At 70.3% G+C, this 19,970-nt stretch carries 20 protein-coding genes; 9 read left to right on the top strand and 11 right to left on the bottom strand.

Annotated elements, in window-relative coordinates; genetic code table 11:
• Positions 1-25 precede the first annotated feature (25 nt).
• Positions 26-1,507 (top strand): CHASE3 domain-containing protein, encoded by a 1,482-nt coding sequence (locus tag ACWTPI_RS00760; RefSeq protein ID WP_454730731.1) that lies wholly within the window; start codon positions 26-28, stop codon positions 1,505-1,507.
• 144 nt (positions 1,508-1,651) lie between these two features.
• Here ACWTPI_RS00760 and ACWTPI_RS00755 read toward each other — a convergent pair whose 3' ends face one another.
• The 6 genes from ACWTPI_RS00755 to ACWTPI_RS00730 all read right to left on the bottom strand — a co-directional run bounded on the left by ACWTPI_RS00755 (position 1,652) and on the right by ACWTPI_RS00730 (position 7,724).
• Positions 1,652-1,795 carry an entericidin A/B family lipoprotein gene (locus ACWTPI_RS00755; RefSeq protein ID WP_020206332.1) on the bottom strand — a complete coding sequence of 48 codons (144 nt, stop codon included), beginning with the start codon at positions 1,793-1,795 and terminating at the stop codon, positions 1,652-1,654.
• Between the two features lie 83 nt (positions 1,796-1,878).
• Entirely contained in the window at positions 1,879-2,286 is a 408-nt protein-coding gene (locus tag ACWTPI_RS00750; protein WP_029044305.1) for a response regulator, read from the bottom strand.
• 100 nt (positions 2,287-2,386) lie between these two features.
• Positions 2,387-3,019: a response regulator gene (locus tag ACWTPI_RS00745; protein ID WP_059414755.1), complete on the bottom strand. Its 633-nt coding sequence runs from the start codon at positions 3,017-3,019 to the stop codon at positions 2,387-2,389.
• 250 nt (positions 3,020-3,269) lie between these two features.
• Positions 3,270-3,584: a hypothetical protein gene (locus ACWTPI_RS00740; RefSeq protein WP_020206336.1), complete on the bottom strand. Its 315-nt coding sequence runs from the start codon at positions 3,582-3,584 to the stop codon at positions 3,270-3,272.
• A gap of 250 nt (positions 3,585-3,834) precedes the next feature.
• On the bottom strand, positions 3,835-6,582 hold the full coding sequence (metH, locus tag ACWTPI_RS00735) for a methionine synthase (RefSeq protein WP_454730730.1): 2,748 nt from the start codon (positions 6,580-6,582) through the stop codon (positions 3,835-3,837).
• Between the two features lie 41 nt (positions 6,583-6,623).
• The gene (locus ACWTPI_RS00730) at positions 6,624-7,724 is read right to left on the bottom strand and encodes a homocysteine S-methyltransferase family protein (protein WP_454730729.1); all 1,101 of its coding nucleotides are present in this window, start codon (positions 7,722-7,724) and stop codon (positions 6,624-6,626) included.
• A 177-nt stretch (positions 7,725-7,901) separates the two neighbouring features.
• On the opposite strand from ACWTPI_RS00730, the gene ACWTPI_RS00725 reads away from it, so the two are divergent.
• On the top strand, positions 7,902-8,294 hold the full coding sequence (locus tag ACWTPI_RS00725) for a rhodanese-like domain-containing protein (protein ID WP_020206339.1): 393 nt from the start codon (positions 7,902-7,904) through the stop codon (positions 8,292-8,294).
• Between the two features lie 143 nt (positions 8,295-8,437).
• Here ACWTPI_RS00725 and ACWTPI_RS00720 read toward each other — a convergent pair whose 3' ends face one another.
• The 4 genes from ACWTPI_RS00720 to ACWTPI_RS00705 all read right to left on the bottom strand — a co-directional run bounded on the left by ACWTPI_RS00720 (position 8,438) and on the right by ACWTPI_RS00705 (position 11,754).
• Positions 8,438-8,695 (bottom strand): BTH_I0359 family protein, encoded by a 258-nt coding sequence (locus ACWTPI_RS00720; RefSeq protein ID WP_017227282.1) that lies wholly within the window; start codon positions 8,693-8,695, stop codon positions 8,438-8,440.
• A gap of 235 nt (positions 8,696-8,930) precedes the next feature.
• Positions 8,931-9,773 (bottom strand): 3-oxoadipate enol-lactonase, encoded by an 843-nt coding sequence (pcaD, locus tag ACWTPI_RS00715; protein WP_454730728.1) that lies wholly within the window; start codon positions 9,771-9,773, stop codon positions 8,931-8,933.
• Between the two features lie 90 nt (positions 9,774-9,863).
• Entirely contained in the window at positions 9,864-10,958 is a 1,095-nt protein-coding gene (locus tag ACWTPI_RS00710; RefSeq protein WP_454732430.1) for a DUF3108 domain-containing protein, read from the bottom strand.
• Positions 10,909-11,754 (bottom strand): IclR family transcriptional regulator, encoded by an 846-nt coding sequence (locus ACWTPI_RS00705; protein ID WP_059414729.1) that lies wholly within the window; start codon positions 11,752-11,754, stop codon positions 10,909-10,911. Before ACWTPI_RS00705 ends, ACWTPI_RS00710 begins: the two co-directional genes overlap by 50 nt.
• 243 nt (positions 11,755-11,997) lie before the next feature.
• On the opposite strand from ACWTPI_RS00705, the gene ACWTPI_RS00700 reads away from it, so the two are divergent.
• The 7 genes from ACWTPI_RS00700 to rfaE2 all read left to right on the top strand — a co-directional run bounded on the left by ACWTPI_RS00700 (position 11,998) and on the right by rfaE2 (position 19,185).
• Positions 11,998-13,032 carry a Bug family tripartite tricarboxylate transporter substrate binding protein gene (locus ACWTPI_RS00700; protein ID WP_454730727.1) on the top strand — a complete coding sequence of 345 codons (1,035 nt, stop codon included), beginning with the start codon at positions 11,998-12,000 and terminating at the stop codon, positions 13,030-13,032.
• A gap of 71 nt (positions 13,033-13,103) precedes the next feature.
• Positions 13,104-14,087 (top strand): fumarylacetoacetate hydrolase family protein, encoded by a 984-nt coding sequence (locus ACWTPI_RS00695; RefSeq protein WP_454730726.1) that lies wholly within the window; start codon positions 13,104-13,106, stop codon positions 14,085-14,087.
• A gap of 147 nt (positions 14,088-14,234) precedes the next feature.
• Positions 14,235-15,116 (top strand): enoyl-CoA hydratase/isomerase family protein, encoded by an 882-nt coding sequence (locus tag ACWTPI_RS00690; protein WP_020206566.1) that lies wholly within the window; start codon positions 14,235-14,237, stop codon positions 15,114-15,116.
• A 105-nt stretch (positions 15,117-15,221) separates the two neighbouring features.
• Positions 15,222-16,199, top strand: coding sequence for a PhaM family polyhydroxyalkanoate granule multifunctional regulatory protein (locus ACWTPI_RS00685; RefSeq protein WP_454730725.1), 978 nt, complete (start codon positions 15,222-15,224; stop codon positions 16,197-16,199).
• A gap of 39 nt (positions 16,200-16,238) precedes the next feature.
• Entirely contained in the window at positions 16,239-17,480 is a 1,242-nt protein-coding gene (locus tag ACWTPI_RS00680) for a patatin-like phospholipase family protein (protein ID WP_059414717.1), read from the top strand.
• A gap of 210 nt (positions 17,481-17,690) precedes the next feature.
• Positions 17,691-18,554 carry a ferritin family protein gene (locus tag ACWTPI_RS00675; protein WP_020206569.1) on the top strand — a complete coding sequence of 288 codons (864 nt, stop codon included), beginning with the start codon at positions 17,691-17,693 and terminating at the stop codon, positions 18,552-18,554.
• Between the two features lie 136 nt (positions 18,555-18,690).
• On the top strand, positions 18,691-19,185 hold the full coding sequence (gene rfaE2 / locus ACWTPI_RS00670) for a D-glycero-beta-D-manno-heptose 1-phosphate adenylyltransferase (RefSeq protein WP_020206570.1): 495 nt from the start codon (positions 18,691-18,693) through the stop codon (positions 19,183-19,185).
• 43 nt (positions 19,186-19,228) lie between these two features.
• On the opposite strand, the gene ACWTPI_RS00665 is transcribed toward rfaE2, so the two are convergent.
• The gene (locus ACWTPI_RS00665; RefSeq protein ID WP_059414712.1) at positions 19,229-19,951 is read right to left on the bottom strand and encodes an HAD family hydrolase; all 723 of its coding nucleotides are present in this window, start codon (positions 19,949-19,951) and stop codon (positions 19,229-19,231) included.
• Between the last annotated feature and the right edge of the window lie 19 nt (positions 19,952-19,970).

Raw genomic sequence — 19,970 nt, 5'->3', positions numbered from 1 at the left:
CCCGCCCCGGCATCGGGAAACGACAATGTTCAAGCAGTCCATGCTGCGCTCCACGCTGCTGCTGGCTGGCGGCATCTTGCTGACGGTGGTGGTGCTGATGGCCTCCGAGGCGGGCAACATCCGCCTGCGCGAGGGTTATACCCAGGTGATCCAGTCGCAGCAGGTGCAGGGCCAGATCACCTCGCTGATCGGCGAGCTGGTCAATGCCGAGGCCGGCCAGCGCGGCTTCCTGCTGACCGGCAAGGAAAACTACCTGCAGCCCTACTACCAGGCCCTGCCGCGCATCAATGCGCTGATGAGCGCGCTGCGCAACCGCTACGCCAACGATCCCGAATCGCTCAAGCTGTTCGCCGCGGCGTCCACCGCCGTCAACCGCAAGCTCACCGAGATGGACCTGACGCTGATCTACGGCAAGCGCGACGTGGAAGTGGCGCTCGACCTGGTGCGCACGGACTTCGGCAAGCAGACGATGGACAACGCGCGGCGCGGGCTCGAGGCGCTGCTCGCGCGCGAGTCCGCCTCGGTCTCGCGCAGCCTCGAGTACGCCGACCGCGACCTGGCGCTGTCGCGCTACGGCATCGGCCTGCTGACGGCCATCAACATCGTGCTGCTGGTCGTGGTCGGCCTGCAGCACTCGCGCCGCATGGCGGTGTCCGAAGCCGCGCGCAGCGAGCTGGAAGAGGAAAGCGCGCGCCTGGAGCGCATGGTGCGCGCGCGCACGCGCCAGTTGTCGGCGCTGGCCTCGCACCTGCAGCGCGTCACCGAGGACGAGAAGACGCGCCTGGCGCGCGAGCTGCACGACGAGCTCGGCGCCATCCTGACCGCCACCAAGCTCGACATGCACTGGGTGCGCCGGCGCCTGGAGGACACCCATCCCGACGTGAAGGAAAAGCTCACCCGCGTGATGCTGCACGTGGACCAGGGCATCCAGATCAAGCGGCGCCTGATCGAGGACCTGCGGCCCACGGTGCTGCTCAACCTGGGCCTGAAGGAAGCCATCGGCCAACTGGCCGAGGAAGTCGCCGCGCGCAACCAGTGGGAGGCCGACGTGCTGCTCGGCGAGAGCGTGCCGCCGCTGCGCGACGATGCCGCCATCGCGCTCTACCGCATCGTGCAGGAATCGCTGACCAACGCCAGCAAGTACGCCGAGGCGAAGCGCGTGACCATCACGCTGGACGACGGCGGCGGCATGCTCACGCTGGAGGTCAGCGACAACGGCCGCGGCCTGCCCGAGGATTTCGAGACGCGCCGCACGGCCGGGCACCACGGCCTGCTGGGCATGGAGCAGCGCGTGATCGCGCTCGGCGGCACCATCGACATCCGCTCGCGGCCCGGCGCCGGCGTGACCATCCACGTGGAAGTGCCGCTGACCGACGCCATCGTGGCGCCCGAGCGCAACGACGACGAGGCGTTCGGCGAGGCGGCGCAGGATCCCCCTGGCGAGGCGGCGGATGCCGAAGCGCCCGCGCCGTCCGGCGAGGCCGGGACGCCGCGCGCGCCGGGTTAGCCCGCATCGCCTGTGGTCTCCCCTCTCCCGCCTGCGGGAGAGGGGAGCAAACCTGCGGCAACCGCAGGCCTGCCAGCAGCCCATAAAAAAACGGCGGAACACCGGAGCGTCCGCCGTTTTCGTTCGCGGCGCCGCGCCGCTGCCTTACATCTTCTGCCTGGTGTCCTCGGCGGCGCCCTGCATTTTCTCGCCGCCGCGCTCTATGTCCTTGCCCGCGCCCGCCACGGTATTGCAGCCGGTCACCAGGACGACACCCGCCAGGGCGAACAACGCCATCAGTCTTCTCATGATTTTCTCCTTGCGTGGTTGACGCGGCGGCGCCGCGACGGGAATGCGCCAGAGGGAAAGGCCGCGGCGGCGCGGCCGCCGGTTCAGGCGCCCGCCTGCGCGTATTCCTCGATGACGCGAAATACCTGCTCGAGCTCGAGCGACTTGTCGAAGAAGTAGTCGGCTCCGGCCTCGGCGCACTGGCGCCGGTAGGTCGGCACCTGCGCGTGATTCGTGTACACGATGCGGATGCCCGAGGGCACGGATTTCCGCATGGCGCGCAGCACGTTGATGCCGTTGCCCTGCCGCAGCTGCAGGTCGACGATGACGACCTCGTGCCTGCCCGCCTCGTAGAGGCGCAGCGCCGAGCTTTCGGTATCCGCCCAATCCACGGCCTCGACGAACGGAAACGCGGTCAGGTACTCAAGCAACATACCCCGCAGGACCGCCGAGTCCTCGATGAGCAAGACCCGCAGCGCGCGATACGAAGAGGCCGCAGCTTGATCCGACATGATTCAATGGTAGCAACTGGGCATGGAAAGCAACTATCGGCGTCCGTCCTACAGGGGTGTCGGCCAAGCGATGGTTCTGCCGCCGCGGCCGGCGCGGCGCCTACTCCACCAGCCCGTTCTTGATGGCATAGTAGGTCAGGTCCGCATTGGTCTTCATGCCCATCTTTTCCAGGATGCGCGAGCGGTACGTGCTGACGGTCTTGACGCTGAGGAACAGCTCGTCGGCGATCACGGAGACCGACTGGCCGCGCGACAGCTTGCAGAAGATCTGGAATTCCCGCTTGGACAGGGTCTGGTGCAGCGGCTGGTCGGTCGGCTTGTCGAGCCCGCCGATCAGCAGGTCCGCGACCGTCGCGCTGACGTAGCGGCGGCCCTGGGCCACGGTGCGGATCGCCTTGACGAGATCGTCCGGCGCGCTTTCCTTGGTGAGGTAGCCCGAGGCGCCGGCACGGATCAGGTTGATGGCGTACTGGTCCTCCGGGTAGGTGGACAGGATCAGCACCGGCAGGTCGGGATGGCGCTGGCGCAGCAGCTTGAGCACGTCGATGCCGTTGCGGTCGGGCATCGAGATGTCGAGCACGACCACGTCGAACTCGTGCTCGCGCAGCCGGGTCATGACTTCGTCGCCGCTGGCAGCTTCCCCTTCCACCCGGATGTCGGGCTCGTCGGAGATGAACTGGCGCAGACCGGCGCGCACGATCTGGTGATCGTCGGCGATCAGGACGCGGATCATGGGTCTCTCCCTGGGCATGGATGCGCCGTTCCGGTCGGAACGGGCATGCCCACTGGGCCAGTGGACTGAAACATTGTAGTGGTTACAAAGCCGCGGGAATGTCGGTGTAAGGCTGACAAGGCGCGGTGGCAGGGGGGCGGAATGGGGATGGAGAATGGGGGCGGGAGGACGATGACTTCGTTGATGCTCCGGCCCCCGGCTCCTCTCCCGCAAGCGGGAGAAGAGCGCAAGCCAGCAGTCCCTGGCGGGCTTACTGGACCTTGGCCGCGGCGCCCGTGTCGGCCGTGGCGCCGGTCTCGGCGGCGGTTCCCTTCCTGGCCTTGGCGTGGCTGACATGCTTGCCGGTCCTGGCGTGCGCGCCGGCCTTCGCGTCCGCGCCCTTGTCGCTGCCCGCGTTCACATCCGCGCCGGCCGCCACGCCCTTGTCCGCGGGCGCGCTCACCGCGGGCGCCGCCAGGGTGCCGGCGGCGCCGGCCTTGGCATCGGCGCCGGTACCTTGCGCCAGGGCCAGCGACGAAGCGGCGGCGATCGACAGGGCGGAAAGGGAGATCAGCAGTTTGTTCATGGAGAGGCTCCTTGCAGTTGGCTCCGCGGCGAAACGCTCGCCGCGGCGTTCACTTGATGTGAGCCCCCAAGTCTAGGGACGCGCCGCGGCGCGGTCTGTTAGGAGATGTAATGCCTTGTAAGGAGTGGTGAAGCCCCGCCGAGGTCGCGCCGCCGCGCGCGGGCGGGCATTTTCCCTGCCTGCCCAACGGCTTGCGGCGCGGCGGCGGCGCGTATCGGCGCATATCGGCGCGCGCGCCGCGCAGATGCGGTTACAGGTTCGGCGCGAGCGCGCGCTCGAGCACGCTGCGTTCCTCGCCGCGGCGCGCGGCCATGTCGTCGAGCTGGTCCTGGCCGATCTTGCCGACCGAGAAATACGTCGACTCGGGATGCGCGAGATAGAAGCCGCTCACCGACGCGGCCGGCGTCATGGCCAGCGAATCGGTGATGCCCATGCCGATCTCGGCGGCGTTGAGGTAGTCGAACATCGGCGCCTTGACGGTGTGCTCCGGGCAGGCCGGGTAGCCGGGCGCGGGGCGGATGCCGCGGTAGCGCTCCTCGATCAGCTGGTCGTTGGTCAGCACCTCGCCGGCGTCGTAGCCCCACAGATCGCGGCGCACGCGCTCGTGCAGGCATTCGGCGAAGGCCTCGGCCAGGCGGTCGGCCAGCGACTTGAGCATGATCGCGCTGTAGTCGTCGTGGTCGGCCTCGAACTGGGCTTCCTTCTTGTCCACGCCGATGCCCGCCGTGACCGCGAACACGCCGATATAGTCGGCGATGCCGCTGTCCTTGGGCGCGATGAAATCGGCCAGGCAGCGGTTGGGGCGCATCACGCCGTCGATCACCGGGCGCTCGCTCTGCTGGCGCAGGTTGTGCCAGGTCAGCGCGACCTGGCCGCGGCTCTCGTCGGTGTAGATCTCGATGTCGTCGTCGTTGACGGTGTTGGCCGGCAGCAGCGCCAGCACGCCGTTGGCGCTCAGCCAGCGGCCCTGGATCAGGCGCGACAGCATGGCCTTGCCGTCGGAGAAGACCTTGCGCGCGGACTCGCCGACGATCTCGTCGTTGAGGATGTCGGGGAATTTGCCGGCCAGGTCCCAGGTCTGGAAGAACGGCGCCCAGTCGATGTAGTTGGCCAGCTCCGCGAGGTCGTAGTTGCGGAACACGCGCCGGCCGATGAACTTCGGCTTGGGCGGCACGTAGGCGCTCCAGTCGATCCTGGTCTTGTTGGCGCGCGCCTGCGCCAGCGTCACCATCGGCGTGGCCTTGCGGTTGGCGTGCTGGTGGCGGATGCGCTCGTAGTCCGTCTTCAGCTCGTCGAGGTAGCGCGCCGCGCCTTCGTCGGACAGCAGGCTCGAGGCCACGCTGACCGAGCGCGAGGCGTCCGGCACGTAGACCACCGGGCCTTCGTAGTTGGGCGCGATCTTGACCGCGGTGTGCACGCGCGAGGTGGTCGCGCCGCCGATCAGCAGCGGGATCTTCTTGATGCGGAAGTAGTCGTCGCGCTGCATCTCCGAGGCGACGTAGGCCATTTCCTCGAGCGACGGCGTGATCAGCCCGGACAGGCCGACGATGTCCGCGCCCTCGACCTTGGCGCGCGCCAGGATCTCGTTGCACGGAACCATCACGCCCATGTTGACCACTTCGAAGTTGTTGCACTGGAGCACCACCGACACGATGTTCTTGCCGATGTCGTGCACGTCGCCCTTGACCGTGGCGATGATGATCTTGCCGCGCGCCCTGACGTCGCCGCCGGCCTCGGCCAGCAGGCGCTTCTCCTCCTCGATGTAGGGCAGCAGGTGGGCCACCGCCTGCTTCATCACGCGCGCGCTCTTGACCACCTGCGGCAGGAACATCTTGCCGGCGCCGAACAGGTCGCCCACGATGTTCATGCCGTCCATCAGCGGGCCTTCGATCACCTCGATCGGGCGGCCGCCGCGCGCCTCGACCTGCTGGCGCACTTCCTCGGTGTCCTCGACGATGAACGTGGTGATGCCGTGCACCAGCGCGTGCGCCAGGCGCTCGCCCACCGGCACCGGGTTCTCGGGCGTGCCGCGCCACAGCAGGTTCTCTTCCTTCTTGGCGCCGCCGCCCTTGAAGCGGTCGGCGATCTCGAGCAGGCGGTCGGTGGCGTCCTCGCGGCGGTTGAGCACCACGTCTTCCACGCGCTCGCGCAGCTCGGGGTCGAGCTGGTCGTACACGCCGAGCTGGCCGGCGTTGACGATGCCCATGTCCATGCCCGCCTTGATCGCGTGGTACAGGAACACGGTGTGGATGGCCTCGCGCACCGCGTCGTTGCCGCGGAACGAGAACGACACGTTGGACACGCCGCCGCTGACCTTGGCGTAGGGCAGGTTCTGCTTGATCCACGCGGTGGCCTCGATGAAGTCCACCGCGTAGTTGTTGTGCTCCTCGATGCCGGTCGCCACCGCGAAGATGTTCGGGTCGAAGATGATGTCCTCGGGCGGGAAGCCGATCTCGCCCACGAGGATGTCGTAGCTGCGCTTGCAGATCTCGGTCTTGCGCGCGTAGGTGTCGGCCTGGCCCTTCTCGTCGAACGCCATCACCACGGCGGCGGCGCCGTAGCGGCGGATCAGCCCGGCGTGGTGGCGGAACTGCGCCTCGCCTTCCTTGAGCGAGATCGAGTTGACCACCGGCTTGCCCTGCACGCACTGCAGGCCGGCCTCGATCACTTCCCACTTGGACGAGTCCAGCATGATCGGCACGCGCGCGATGTCCGGCTCCGAGGCGATCAGGTTGAGGAACCGGATCATGGCGGCCTTGGAGTCCAGCATGGCCTCGTCCATGTTGATGTCGATGATCTGCGCGCCGTTCTCGACCTGCTGGCGCGCCACCGCCAGGGCCTCGTCGAACTGGCCGTTGAGGATCATGCGCGCGAAGGCCTTGGAGCCGGTGACGTTGGTGCGCTCGCCGACGTTGACGAACAGCGTGTCCTCGTCGATGGTGAAGGGTTCGAGGCCGGACAGGCGCATCGGGCGCGGCGGCAGGGTAGCTTGGGTCATGGCTTGGTCTTGTTCGGTGGGCTCGTGGGCGCGCGGCGGGTTCACGCTGCGGCTGCGTCGTCGCTGCCGCTGTCGCGGTACTGGCCGGGCCAGGTGCGCGGCTTGCGGCTGGCCACGCGCTGCGCGATGGCGGCGATGTGCTCGGGCGTGGTGCCGCAGCAGCCGCCCACCAGGTTGACCAGGCCGGAGGCGGCGAACTCGTCCACCAGCGACGAGGTGACTTCCGGGGTTTCGTCGAAGCCGGTGTCGCTCATCGGGTTGGGCAGGCCGGCGTTCGGGTAGCACGACACCGCCGCGTCGCAGATCTTGGCCAGCTCGGCGATGTACGGGCGCATCAGCGTGGCGCCGAGCGCGCAGTTCAGGCCGAACGTGATCGGGCGCGCGTGGCGCAGGCTGTTCCAGAACGCCTCCACGGTCTGGCCCGACAGGATGCGGCCGGAAGCGTCGGTCACGGTGCCGGAGATCATCACCGGCAGGCGCTCGCCGGTGTCCTCGAACAACTGGTCGATGGCGAACAGCGCGGCCTTGGCGTTGAGCGTGTCGAAGATGGTCTCGACCAGGAACACGTCGGCGCCGCCTTCGAGCAGCCCCTTGCCCTGCTCGTAGTAGGACTGGCGCAGCTCCTCGAAGCTGACGTTGCGCGCGCCGGGATCGTTGACGTCCGGCGAGATGCTGGCGGTCTTGGGCGTGGGGCCGAACGCGCCGGCCACGAAGCGCGGCTTGTCCGGCGTGCTGTACTTGTCGCAGGCGGCGCGCGCGAGCTTCGCCGCCTCGACGTTCATCTCGTAGGCCAGCCCGGCCATCTTGTAGTCCTCCTGCGCCACGCGCGTGGCGCCGAAGGTGTTGGTCTCGATCAGGTCGGCGCCGGCGGCCAGGTACTGCTCGTGGATCTCGCTGATGACCTGCGGGCGCGTGAGCAGCAGCAGCTCGTTGTTGCCCTTGACGTCCACGTGGTGGCCGGCGAAACGCTCGCCGCGGTAGTCCGCCTCGGACAGCTTGTAGCGCTGGATCATGGTGCCCATCGCGCCGTCCAGGATCAGGATGCGCTGGCGCAGCAGGGCGGGCAGGCTGGCCGCGCGGGTGTAGGGGCGCGCCGGCGGATGCGCGGCGGGCAGCGAGGCGGAACTTGGGGCGGCGCTCATGAGGGGCTTCTGCGGCAGGGAAAAGATGTCGATTTTATCAGTTACATCAATGGTTTGCGGATTACGCGGCGCCGCCGCCGGATGCCTCGCGCGCGGCCCGGCGGTTGCGGCCCGGCCGGCGCCGGCCCTACACTGCGGAAATCCCGCCCTCCCCCAACCCCAACGCAAACCCAGCCCATGCAACACCTCAGCCCCGTCGACGCGCAGGCCCTGCTCGGCGCATCGCCCGACGCGCTCTTCATCGACTGCCGCAGCGAGATGGAATACCTGTTCGTCGGCCATCCCAAGGGCGCGCACAACGTGCCGTGGAACGACGGGCCCGACTGGGAGGTGAACCCGCATTTCGTGCAGGCGGTGAAGAAGCTGGCCGGCCAGGCCTCGGCGCGGCCGGTGCTGCTGATCTGCCGCAGCGGCAACCGCTCGGCGGCGGCCGCGCGCGCGCTCGAAGGCGCGGGCTTCAGCACGGTCTACAGCGTGCTGCATGGCTTCGAGGGCGACCTCGACGCCGAGCGCCACCGCAACACGCTCAACGGCTGGCGCCACGCCGGCCTGCCCTGGGAACAGTACTGAACCGCTGCGCCGGCACTTGCGCGCGCGGCAAGAAGCAAAAAGCCCGTGCGCTCGGCGGCACGGGCTTTCCTGCTGCGCGAAGCCGGCTGCCGGCGCCGCCCTTCCGCGGGGGAAGGACGGCGGCCCCGCCGCGTCGGCTGCGTTCAGTGCATCACCAGCGGATGCGTCATCACGGTATCGAACTTCCCGAGGAAATCATCCACCTCTTCCACCGACGGCTCGCTTTCGATCAGACGCTTCACGTCCGCGCGAAAGCTCTCGGCCATCTGGCCGCCGAGGAAGATCTCGCGTTTCAGGTTCTTGTCGACGATTTCATAGCCGCCCGAGGCAAGAGGCGCATGCTCGACATCCGCGCCAAACTCGACGATGCAATAGTTGTCGCTGTTGTAGATCATTTGCATGGCACACCTCCGGGCTGTCATGGGTTGGCGGCGGGCCCATCGTTGTTGCATTCGCCGGAATCGTGCCCCGGCCCCACCGCGATTTCACCTCCAAGCTGAGGGCGTCCGCCGTGTTTTCAAGATTCCCTGCCGGCGAACCGCTCGAACGACCGCTTTACTGCCCGATAAGCGTTCCCTCGTCATATTGGGCAACGGCGGTGCCGGCAAGTTCTTGAGCCGGGCGGAAAAGTCTTGCTCATGGCGCGGCGCACTGGGCCCCGCAGGCGGCACTGCCGAGAAATGCGTCGAGCACCGCATGAAAGCGCTCGGCCTGCTCGATGTGGGCCAGGTGCGCCGCGCGCGGCAGGATCTCCAGCCGCGCGGCCGGGATCGCGCCGGCGATCGCGCGCGCCATCGCCGGCGGCGCGCTCTGGTCTTCCTCGCCCGCCACCACCAGCGTGGGGCAGCGGATGCGCGCGATGGCGCCGGCCAGGTCGAACGCCATGATCGCCAGCGCCGTGCCCACGTAGCCGTGCACCGGCGCGGCCAGCAGCATCCGGCGCACACGCTCGGCCTCGTCCGGGTGCGCGGCGCGGAACGGTCCGGTCAGCCAGCGCTGCAGCGTGCCGTCGACCACGCCGGCCATGCCGTGCGCCTCCACGTGGCCGATGCGCTCGTGCCACATCGGGTGCGCCTCGAGCGGCGTGCGGTCGATGGTGTCGACCAGCGTGAGCGACAGCAGCCGCTCGGGATACCGCAGCGCCAGGGTCTGGCCGATCATGCCGCCGACCGACACGCCGGCGAAATGCGCCTCCGGCACCGCCAGCGCGTCCATCAGGCCGGCCACGTCGTCGGCCAGCCGGATCATCGAGTAGGCGCCGATCGGCGCGTCGCTCTGGCCGTGGCCGCGCAGGTCGTAGCGCAGCACGCGGTAGCGCGGCGCCAGGTGCCGCGCGGTGGCGTCCCACAGGGTGTGGTCGGCGCCGAGCGCGTGCGCCAGGATCACCCAGGGGCCGTCGCCGCCGTCGATGCGCACATGCAGGCTGATGTCGCCGACGCGCACGCGGCGGCTTTCGGTGGGTGGCTGGACGGCATGCATGGCGGACCTCCTGAAATGACGACGGCACGAATGACGACGACACGACCGGCCACCGCGCCCCGCCGCCGCGGGGCGCGGCATGCGGCGGGCTCAGCGCAGCGCTTCGCTGTCGCGGTAGACGAGTTCGATCTGCGTGCCGTCGGGCTCGGTCTGCCGCAGCCTGACCGGCAGCCATTGCAGCGACGGCGCCAGCCACACTTCCACGCGGCGCCGGTCGCCGGGGTGCCGCGGCAGGCGCACGAAGTGCTTGGCCCGCACCGCGCCCTGGCCCGTATCGACGTCCTCTTCCCCCACATACTGCACCTGCATCGGCTCCAGGTCACGCGTGTCGCTTACCTCGAAGCTCTCGGTCACGCCCGGCGCGGCGTAGCGCTGCGGATCGCCGCGCACCATGCCCACCAGCTGGAGGAACACGCTGAAACGGTCCTGCGCGGCGGGCGGCAGCGGCACCTGCTTGTCGCGCCCTTCGAACACCAGCAGGCCGCCGGCGCGGTCGAAGCGGGCCGCCTCCACGCGGCTGCGGCGGCTTTCCTCGTAGCGCTCGGGCGCCAGCCCGTGCTCGCCCAGCGCGCCGCTGCTGAAGAAGGCGAAGCGGAACCACAGCACGTGCGTTTCCACCTCCAGCCGGTAGCGGCTGCCGTCGTTCTGCCAGCGGATCAGGCCGTCCGGATTCTGGATGCCGTTGACGAAGCTGGCGTAGTGCAGCAGCGTCGACGGCGGCGCCGCGTAGCGGGTGGTGTCGGCCGGCGCCGGCGCGGGCGCGGCGGCCGAGGCGGGCGCCGCCGGCGGCGCGGAGGCGGCAGTGCCGGCGTCGCCGCCGCCGCCCGCCGCGGCGGGGCTCGCGGAGCCGCCCGCCAGCGCGGGAGCCTCGGGCGCCGGCACGGCGGGCGGGGTCTCGGGTTGCGGAGCGGGCGCGGGTGCCAGCGTGGGGTGCGCGGGGCGGCGCTTCTGCGCCGGCGGCGGCGCCTTTTCCGCGGGCGGCGCGGGCGGCGGCAGCAGAATCGCTTCGAGCGCGGGCAGGTCGGCGGGATCGACATGCGGCCCCGGCAGATGCATCAGGCCGAGCACGACGCCCAGGTGAACCGCCAGCACCAGCGCGAGCGCCAGCACCCAGCGCAGGCGGCGCGGGCCGGGCCTAGCGGGAGGCGCCTTTCGAATCGTCCGCCCCGTGCGTCGGGCTGCCATCAAGATAACCAAGCTCCGAAGAAATGCGCCGGGCGACGTCGCGCATGCGGCGGTCCACCGCGCCACCCCATTCTGCATCGAATACGCTTTGCGCGCCGAGCGCGATCAGCGCCATCGCGACATGGCCGTTGGCGTCGAACACCGGCATCGAGAACGCATTGATGCCAGGCAGCACGCCACCCCGGATGCGCGCCGCGCCGCGCGCGCGCACCTCGGCGCAGACCGCGTCGTAGTCGGCCGGCGAGCGCGGCAGGTCGGGCAGGTCGTCGCGGCCGCGCTCGGCCAGTTCCCGTTCGACCAGCGCCCGCGTCTGTTGTTTCGGCAGGTAGGCGCCGAACAGCCGGCCGGTGGCCGAGTTGAGCATGGGCATCACGTCGCCCAGGCGCAGGCTCACCGTCACCGGGTGGCTGGACTCCTCCCAGTGCACGATGGTCGGGCCGTGGTTGCCCCACACGGCGATGCCGACGGTCTGGTCGATCTCGTCGCGCAACTGCGACAGGACCGGGCGCGCCTTCTTGACCGGATCGAGCCGGTTCAGGCCGGCCAGGCCGAGCTGCAGCGCGAACGGCCCGAGGTCGTAGCGGCCGCCCACCGGGTCCTGCGCCACCACGCCCAGGCGCTGGAAGCTGACCAGGTAGCGGTGCGCCTTGGCCGGGTTCATGTCGGCGGCGGCGGCGAGGTCGCGCAGCATCATCGCGCGCGGCGAGGCGGCCAGCGCCTGCAGCAGCTTGAAGCCGACCTCGATCGACTGGATGCCGGAGCGCAGCTTGGAATCGTCTTCTTCGGGTTCGGTCATGCGGCAGCGGGGTGGGAGGATGGCGGGGCGGAAAAACGAAACGGCGGACGGCAATGGACGGCAATGGACGGCGCGCGTCACATTACACCAGACTCGCCGCGCCGGCTCAGCCGTGAATTTACTATAGCGAAATCGATTTACCGATTTTTAAACCGCCGGTAGACTTTCCGCGCATAACGAGCCGCCGGCACGACGCCATGCAATGCACATGGCGCGGCCGCCTTCCATCAGGAGACAACCAAGATGACCCGCCTCGCGCCCCGCGGCGACACCGCCGTTTCCGCATCCCGCCGCCCCTTTCGCCTCGCCCGCCCACTGCCCCTGCTCGCGCTGCTGGCGCTGGGCCTCGCCGCCGGCCAGCCGGCCCGCGCCGCGGACGCGTGGCCGAGCCAGCCGGTGCGCTGGGTGGTGCCCTATCCGGCCGGCGGCGGCACCGACGTGGTGGCGCGCACCCTGGGCCAGGCCATCGCGCCGGCGCTGGGCCAGCAGGTGGTGATCGACAACCGCCCCGGCGCCGCCACCATCGTCGGCGCCGACGCGGTGGCTCACGCCAGGCCCGACGGCTACACGCTGCTGACCGCCGACACCGCCACGCTGGCGGCCAATCCCGCGCTCTACAGGAAGCTGCCCTACGACGCCGGCAAGGACTTCGTGCACGTCGGCCTGGTGGCGCGCTTCCCGCTGATCCTGGTGGCCGCGCCGAACTTCCCGGCGCGCACGCTCAAGGAGGCGGTGGAATACGCGCAGCAGAACCCGGGCAAGGTCAATTTCGCCTCGCCCGGCGCCGGCAGCCCGCACCATCTGGCGATGGAGCTGTTCATGGACCAGACCCGCACGAAGATGACGCACGTGCCGTACAAGGGCGCCGCGCCCGCGGTGCAGGACCTGCTGGCGGGCCAGGTCGACCTGATGTTCCTCGACCTCGCCGCGGGCCAGCAGAACATCATCGCCGGCAAGGTGCGCGCGCTCGGCGCGGCCACGCCGCGGCGCCTGGCCGCGCTGCCGGCGGTGCCGACCGTGGCCGAGGCCGGCGTGCCCGGCTTCGAGGCCTACGCCTGGCAGGGCGTGGTGGCGCCGGCGGGCACGCCGCGGCCGGTGGTGGCGCGCCTGAACGCCGAGCTGGCCCGGGCGCTCAGGAGCCCCGAGGTGCAGAAGCGCTTCGAGGGCATCGGCGTGGAGCCGGTGTCCGGCACGCCCGAGGAATTCGCGCAGTACGCGCGCGCGGAATCCGAGCGCTGGGGCAAACTGATCAAGGCCAAGGGCATCACGGTAGACTAGCGGTCGCGCCGCGCCGGCACCGCGAGGATGCGCGGCGCGGTCTTCCGCTTTGTCCCAATGCACCTGAATACATGAAACTCGCCACCCTCAAGGACGGCTCCCGCGACGGCCAGCTCGTGGTCGTCTCGCGCGACCTCAAGACCGCGCACTACGTCAACGACATCGCCGGCAAGCTGCAGACCGTGCTGGACGACTGGCAGTTCTACGCGCCGCAGTTGCAGGACGTCTACGACGCGCTCAACGCCGGCCGCGCGCGCCACCCGTTCGCGTTCGACGCGCGCGCCTGCATGGCGCCGCTGCCGCGCGCCTACCAGTGGGCCGACGGCTCGGCCTACGTCAACCACGTCGAGCTGGTGCGCCGCGCGCGCGGCGCCGAGATGCCGCCCGAATTCTGGACCGACCCGCTCATGTACCAGGGCGGCTCCGACGACCTGATCGGCCCGCACGACGACATCGTGTGCGCCAGCGAGGCCCACGGCATCGACTTCGAGGCCGAGGTGGCCGTCATCACCGGCGACGTCAAGGCCGGCGCCACGCCCGAGCAGGCCGCCGAAGGCATCCGCCTGCTGATGCTGGCCAACGACGTGTCGCTGCGCAACCTGATCCCGGCCGAGCTGGGCAAGGGCTTCGGCTTCTTCCAGAGCAAGCCGGCCACGGCGTTCTCGCCGGTGGCGGTGACGCCCGACGAACTCGGCGAAGCCTGGCGCGAGCGCCGCGTGCACCTGCCCATGACCGTGCACTGGAACAGCAAGAAAGTGGGCTGGCCCGACTGCGGCACCGACATGGTGTTCGACTTCGGCCAGCTCATCGCCCACATCTGCAAGACGCGCAACGTGCGCGCCGGCAGCATCGTCGGCTCGGGCACCATCTCCAACGTGGACCGCAGCAAGGGCTACTGCTGCATCGCCGAGAAGCGCATGCTGGAGATCATCGACGGCGGCCAGCCCGCCACCGGCTTCATGAAGTTCGGCGACGCGGTCAAGATCGAGATGTTCGACGCGCAGGGACACTCGGTGTTCGGCGCCATCGACCAGCTGGTGTCGGCGCGCGGCTGAAGTCCGCGCGCGGCGGCGCGGCAGGCACGCTTATAATTGACCGACCGCCCGGTCTGCCAATTACCACCGGCCGCCGGCGGTGCCCCGGGCCGCCTGGCGCGGCCCGGCCCATGTTCCCCTACGGAATGGCCGAGGCCATCGCTGCCCATGAACGCGCTTCCCCCGCAGTCTTCGCCGCCCTCCCCGCCGCAAGGCGCTACCCCGCCCTCTCCGCTCTCGCCACGCTATGCCCGCTACAGCGCGCTGACGCTGCGCCGGCACGGCCCCATCCTGGAGATCGTGATGGGCGCCGGCCAGTCCGCCAACGGCAAGCTGGCCACCGCCGACGCCAACATGCACCGCGAGCTGGCCGAGATCTGGCGCGACGTGTCCGCCGACCCCGACATCCGCGTGGCGCTGATCCGCGGCGAGGGCAAGGGCTTCTCGGCCGGCGGCGACCTCTCTCTGGTGGAGGACATGGCCAACGACTTCGCCACCCGCACGCGCGTGTGGCACGAGGCGCGCGACCTGGTCTACAACGTGATCAACTGCGACAAGCCGATCGTCTCCGCCATGCACGGCCCGGCCGTGGGCGCGGGCCTGGTGGCCGGGCTGCTGGCCGACATCTCGATCGCGGCGCGCACCGCGCGCATCGTCGACGGCCACACCCGGCTGGGCGTGGCGGCCGGCGACCACGCGGCGATCGTGTGGCCGCTGCTGTGCGGGATGGCCAAGGCCAAGTACTATCTGATGCTGTGCGAGTCGGTGAGCGGCGAAGAGGCCGAGCGCATCGGGCTGGTGTCGCTGGTGGTGGACGAATCGGAGCTGGTCGGGCGCGCCTTCGAGGTGGCGCGCAGGCTGGCCGAGGGCTCGCAGACCGCGATCCGCTGGACCAAGTACGCGCTCAACAACTGGCTGCGCATGGCGGGGCCGTCGTTCGACAGCTCGCTGGCGCTGGAATTCATGGGCTTTGCCGGCCCCGACGTGCGCGAGGGCGTGGCCAGCCTGCGCGAGAAGCGCCCGCCGCGGTTCGACCGGGCCGGCGACTGACGCAACACCGACGCAGTAACCCAGGCAGCACCCAGGCAGCACGATTGATGCAGTTCGACCCAGCAGCCGGCGCCGCCGGCTGCCGACCCGCGGAGGCGAGTAACCATGTTCGGCCAGATTCCAGATTTCACCAACGGCTTCGAGTTCCTGCGCAAGATGTGGGGCAGCGCCGCGGGCATGCCCGGCGGCCTGATGCCCGGCCTGCAGGCCATGACCCCGCCGATGGACCTGGAAGAACTGGAAAAGCGCATCCACGACCTCAAGGCCGTGGAGGGCTGGCTGCAGCTCAACGTCAACCTGCTGCGCACCACCATCCAGGGCCTGGAAGTCCAGCGCGCCACGCTGGTGGCCTTGCAGACCTTCGGCAGCGCGCTCTCGCCCGAGGCCATGCAGAGCGCGATGGAAAACGTGGCGCGCGCCGCCAACGCGCCCAGCGCGGTGCCGCCGCACCAGCGCAGGGAGGAGCCCGCCGGCTTCGGCGCGCGCGCCGAGCCCACGGTGGAGGAAAACGAGGACGACGAGGACGAAGGCCCGCCCGAAGCCGCGCAGGCACCCCAGGCCGAGGCCGGCGAGGCCAAGCGCCAGGACAGCGCCGCGGCGCCCAACGCCGGGCTCTGGTGGGACATGCTGCAGCAGCAGTTCAACCAGATCGCCGCCAGTGCCGCCAGCGCCAGCCTGAACCCGTTCGGCAACCTCGGCGGCTTCGGCATGCCGGGCGCCGCGCCGGCCGCGCCGGCGCGTGCCGGGAAGGCCGCCGACCCGGCCCGGCCGGCGAAGAAAAAGACCGCGGCCCGCAAGGCCGGCGCCAAATCCACGTCCAAGTCCGCGTCCAAGTCCAAGCCCAAGCCCAAGCCCAAAACCACATCCGGGCCCGTACCCGGGACTGCGGCCAAGACGGTAGCCAAGACCGCGTCCAAGACCGGCGCCAAGACAGCCGCCAGGCCCGCGCGCAAGGCGCCGGCCCCGCGCCCGGCGGCCGTGCAGGACACCGCCACGCCCGCCGACACCGCGCCCCGGACCGCGCCCAACACCGCGCCCGGCACCGGCGGCAAGCCGGACACCGAGCCCGGCGGCGAGCGCTGACCGACCGCCCCCACCGCTCCCGAGCCCAGCCCCCGACGCATGCCGGCACCGAAACCGACTTCACTCATCATGATGGGCGGCGGCGCGCGCGCCGCCTACCAGGCCGGCGTGCTGCGCGGCATCGCGCGCATCGCCGCGCGCCACGGGCTGGACCGCAGCCGCATTCCGTTCGACATCATCTGCGGCACCTCGGCCGGCGCCATCAACGGCGCCGGCATGGCCATCAACGCCGCCAACTTCCGCGCCGCCGCCGACAGCCTGGCCGCGCTGTGGAGCGGCATCCATGCCGAGGACGTCTACCGCACCGGGCTGGTGGGCGTGGGCGCCTCGGGCGCGCGCTGGCTGTCCGCGCTGGCCTTCGGCTGGGTCACGCGCCGCGCGCCGCGCGCGCTGTTCGACAACGAGCCGCTGGGCGGCATGCTGGGCGAGCTGTTCGATCCCGAGCGCGTGCAGGTCAGCCTCGACGCCGGCGACCTGCAGGCCTTCGCCGTGACCGCGCTGTCCTACACCACCGGGCGCCACGTCACCTTCTACCAGTCGCACCACCGCATCCACCCGTGGAAGCGCAGCCAGCGGCTGGCGGTGGAGGCCAAGATCGGCGTGGACCACCTGCTGGCCTCGTCCTCGATCCCGTTCCTGTTCCCGGCGCTGCCGCTCGAGCTGGAAGGCCATCACGAGTGGTTCGGCGACGGCACCATGCGCCAGATGTCGCCGCTGTCGCCGGCCATCCACCTGGGCGCGTCGCGCATCCTGGCCATCGGCGCCGCCTCGCGCCAGCGCCCGGGCTGGTTCGACACCGTGCCCGCGGGCGGCTACCCGTCGCTGGCGCAGGTGGGCGGGCAGGCGCTGGCCAGCATCTTCCTCGACGGCCTGTCGGCGGACCTGGAGCGCCTGCAGCACATCAACAGCCTGCTCGCGCGCATGCCGGAGATCGCCAACGACAGCGAGGGCTGGCGCCCGGTGGAGGTGATGACGATCTCGCCCAGCGAGCCCGTCGAGGCCATCGCCGCGGCGCACGTGCACCGGCTGCCGCGCACCGTGCGCGCCCTGCTGACCCCGCTCGGCGGCACCGAGGCGCGCGGCGCCGCCTTCGCCAGCTACCTGCTGTTCGAGCCCGAGTTCACCCAGGCGCTGATCGACCTCGGCGAGCGCGACGCGATGGCGCAGCAGCACGAGCTCGCCGCCTTCCTGTACGGCGTCATCCCGCCCGACGGCGACGCGCCCGCCGCGGCGGCGGCCGCGCCCGCCGAGCTTGCGCCGCCGGCCGGCGTGACGGCCTGAGCGGACCGGCCCGGCGCGTATCCCGGCGGGCGCTTTTCCAGGCGCATGCCGCATGCGGGCGGCCGGCAAGCGGCCAGCCGCGCGCGATATTCGCCCATAACTTGGTGTTTTGCCGCCCCGGATGTCTCCAGCCGCTTGCATTCAGCGCAAAAAGGGCGTTGGGAATAATTCGCATCTGTTAGAATCTGCCCGTAATTTCAAAGGCTTACCATGCTCTACCCCGAACTGTTCAAATCGCTGGAAGCGGTCCGTTGGCACATGGACAAGGACATCCCCTGGGATTCCTTCGACGCGAGCCTGCTCACCGACGACCAGGCCAAGACGATTCGCATGAACGCCATCACCGAATGGTCGGCCCTGCCCGCCACCGAGATGTTCCTGCGCGACAACCGCCACGATTCCGACTTTTCGGCCTTCATGAGCATCTGGTTCTTCGAAGAGCAGAAGCATTCGCTGGTGCTGATGGAATACCTGCGCCGCTTCCGCCCGGACCTGGTGCCGACCGAGGAAGAGCTGCACGCGGTGCGCTTCGAGTTCGACCCGGCCCCGCCGCTGGAAACCCTGATGCTGCATTTCTGCGGCGAGATCCGCCTCAACCACTGGTATCGCCGCGCCGCCGAATGGCACACCGAGCCCGTGATCAAGCAGATCTACCGCACGCTGTCGCAGGACGAGGCCCGCCACGGCGGCGCCTACCTGCGCTACATGAAGAAGTACCTGGTCCAGTTCGGCGACAGCGCGCGCTCGGCCTTCGCCAAGATCGGCGTGCTGATGGCCTCGGCGCGGCGCACCGACAAGCCGCTGCACCCGACCAACCTGCACGTCAACAAGACGCTGTTCCCGAACGACACCATCCAGTCGCGCCTGCCCGACCCGGACTGGCTCGAGCACTGGCTCGACGAGCAGATCCGCTTCGACGAAGGCTGGGAGAAGAAGGTCATCGAGCGCATCCTGCACAATATGTCGCTGCTGTTCGAGCGCACCTTCGAGACGGTGCAGGACCTGAACCGCTACCGCAAGGAACTGAACGCGCGCCTGCAGGCCGCGGGCGGCGCCCAGCCGGCGCAGGCCTGATCCTTCAGGCGATGGGCTCCGTCGGATGACGGCGCTTCAGGCCGCCGGCGACGTCAGCCTGCCGGAGGTCTGCCAGCCACCCGAAGCCCCATCGTATGATGGGGCTTTGTCTTTTCCAGCCAAACCCGCCACCGCCATGCTCCCCGCTTCCTTCGAATCCAAACTGGTCCCGCCCGACGACGCCGCCGCGCTGGCCCGGCAACTGGCCGCGCTGCCGCGCCCGATGGTCTTCACCAACGGCGTGTTCGACATCCTCCACCGCGGCCACGCCACCTACCTGGCGCAGGCCAGGGCGATGGGCGCGAGCCTGGTGGTGGGCGTGAACAGCGACGCCTCGGTACGCATGCTGGGCAAGGGCGACGACCGCCCGCTCAACCACGAGGCGGACCGCATGGCGCTGGTGGCCGCGCTCGCCTCGGTGGACCTGGTGGTGATGTTCCGCGAGAAGACGCCGGTGGAGCTGATCCGGCTGGTGCGCCCGGACATCTACGTCAAGGGCGGCGACTATGACATCGACACGCTGGAAGAAACCCGGCTGGTGCGCAGCTGGGGCGGGCAGGCGCACGCCATCGCGTTCCTGCACGACCGCTCCACCACCAAGCTGCTGACCAAGGTGCGCCAGGGCGGCTGAACCCCGGGCCGCGCAACCACGCCAGGATTCTCTTGAAACAGCCTCAGGCGCAGGTCAGCAGGTCGGACACGCCGTAGCGCCGGCGCACCTCGTCGAGCCGCGTGCGCAGCGCGGCGTCGGCATTGCGCACGCGCAGCCACTGGCGCGTGAGCGGATGCGGCGCGTCGCTCAGCAGCGCGGTGCGCACGCCATGCTCGCGCAGGTTGTCCAGGAAATGCTCGGCGTGGTCGCGCTCCTGGAACAGGCCCAGCGATACCGTGTAGGTCAGCGGCGAGCCGCCGCTGACCACCGCCACGTCGGTGACGTTGCGCCGGCGCAGCTCGCCGAGCTTGCGCTCCACGCTCTCGCGCGAAGGCTGCGGCGGCAGGTGGACCCACCAGCGCGCCTGCTCCTGCCGCTCGAACTGCTCCACCCGCCACGCGCCCGGCGGCGCGCCGGCCAGCTCGTCGGCCACGCGCCGCACCAGATCCCCGTTGAAGCCGCCGATTTCCACGCAGGCCGAGGCCACCGGCGTGAGCGCGGCCGCCTGCGCGGCGCTGGCGCCCGGCGGCGTGGCCGGCGCCGCCACCGCGGGCGCGGAGGCCGCGCCCTGCTGCCCGGCCATCTGGCGGAAGCGCTCGGCGCGCGCCTGCTGGGCGGCGCGCTCGGGCTCGCGCGGGCTTTCGAGCCAGCCCGACAAGGGCCGCGGACCGAAGGCGCCGAGCACGGCGGCCAGCAGCAAGGCGTTGCACAGGACCAGCAGGATGAGCAGGTTTCGCAGGAGCATGGGGCGATGCGGGCGGAAC

The organism is Cupriavidus ulmosensis (assembly GCF_977008105.1).
This window is presented reverse-complemented; position numbering and strand designations above follow the sequence as displayed.

Coding starts and splice junctions, on each gene's coding strand:
- ACWTPI_RS00760 (WP_454730731.1), top strand. CDS start 26: ATGTTCAAGCAGTCCATGCTGCGCTCCACGCTGCTGCTGGCTGGCGGC.
- ACWTPI_RS00755 (WP_020206332.1), bottom strand. CDS start 1,795: ATGAGAAGACTGATGGCGTTGTTCGCCCTGGCGGGTGTCGTCCTGGTG.
- ACWTPI_RS00750 (WP_029044305.1), bottom strand. CDS start 2,286: ATGTCGGATCAAGCTGCGGCCTCTTCGTATCGCGCGCTGCGGGTCTTG.
- ACWTPI_RS00745 (WP_059414755.1), bottom strand. CDS start 3,019: ATGATCCGCGTCCTGATCGCCGACGATCACCAGATCGTGCGCGCCGGT.
- ACWTPI_RS00740 (WP_020206336.1), bottom strand. CDS start 3,584: ATGAACAAACTGCTGATCTCCCTTTCCGCCCTGTCGATCGCCGCCGCT.
- metH (WP_454730730.1), bottom strand. CDS start 6,582: ATGACCCAAGCTACCCTGCCGCCGCGCCCGATGCGCCTGTCCGGCCTC.
- ACWTPI_RS00730 (WP_454730729.1), bottom strand. CDS start 7,724: ATGAGCGCCGCCCCAAGTTCCGCCTCGCTGCCCGCCGCGCATCCGCCG.
- ACWTPI_RS00725 (WP_020206339.1), top strand. CDS start 7,902: ATGCAACACCTCAGCCCCGTCGACGCGCAGGCCCTGCTCGGCGCATCG.
- ACWTPI_RS00720 (WP_017227282.1), bottom strand. CDS start 8,695: ATGCAAATGATCTACAACAGCGACAACTATTGCATCGTCGAGTTTGGC.
- pcaD (WP_454730728.1), bottom strand. CDS start 9,773: ATGCATGCCGTCCAGCCACCCACCGAAAGCCGCCGCGTGCGCGTCGGC.
- ACWTPI_RS00710 (WP_454732430.1), bottom strand. CDS start 10,958: ATGGCAGCCCGACGCACGGGGCGGACGATTCGAAAGGCGCCTCCCGCT.
- ACWTPI_RS00705 (WP_059414729.1), bottom strand. CDS start 11,754: ATGACCGAACCCGAAGAAGACGATTCCAAGCTGCGCTCCGGCATCCAG.
- ACWTPI_RS00700 (WP_454730727.1), top strand. CDS start 11,998: ATGACCCGCCTCGCGCCCCGCGGCGACACCGCCGTTTCCGCATCCCGC.
- ACWTPI_RS00695 (WP_454730726.1), top strand. CDS start 13,104: ATGAAACTCGCCACCCTCAAGGACGGCTCCCGCGACGGCCAGCTCGTG.
- ACWTPI_RS00690 (WP_020206566.1), top strand. CDS start 14,235: ATGAACGCGCTTCCCCCGCAGTCTTCGCCGCCCTCCCCGCCGCAAGGC.
- ACWTPI_RS00685 (WP_454730725.1), top strand. CDS start 15,222: ATGTTCGGCCAGATTCCAGATTTCACCAACGGCTTCGAGTTCCTGCGC.
- ACWTPI_RS00680 (WP_059414717.1), top strand. CDS start 16,239: ATGCCGGCACCGAAACCGACTTCACTCATCATGATGGGCGGCGGCGCG.
- ACWTPI_RS00675 (WP_020206569.1), top strand. CDS start 17,691: ATGCTCTACCCCGAACTGTTCAAATCGCTGGAAGCGGTCCGTTGGCAC.
- rfaE2 (WP_020206570.1), top strand. CDS start 18,691: ATGCTCCCCGCTTCCTTCGAATCCAAACTGGTCCCGCCCGACGACGCC.
- ACWTPI_RS00665 (WP_059414712.1), bottom strand. CDS start 19,951: ATGCTCCTGCGAAACCTGCTCATCCTGCTGGTCCTGTGCAACGCCTTG.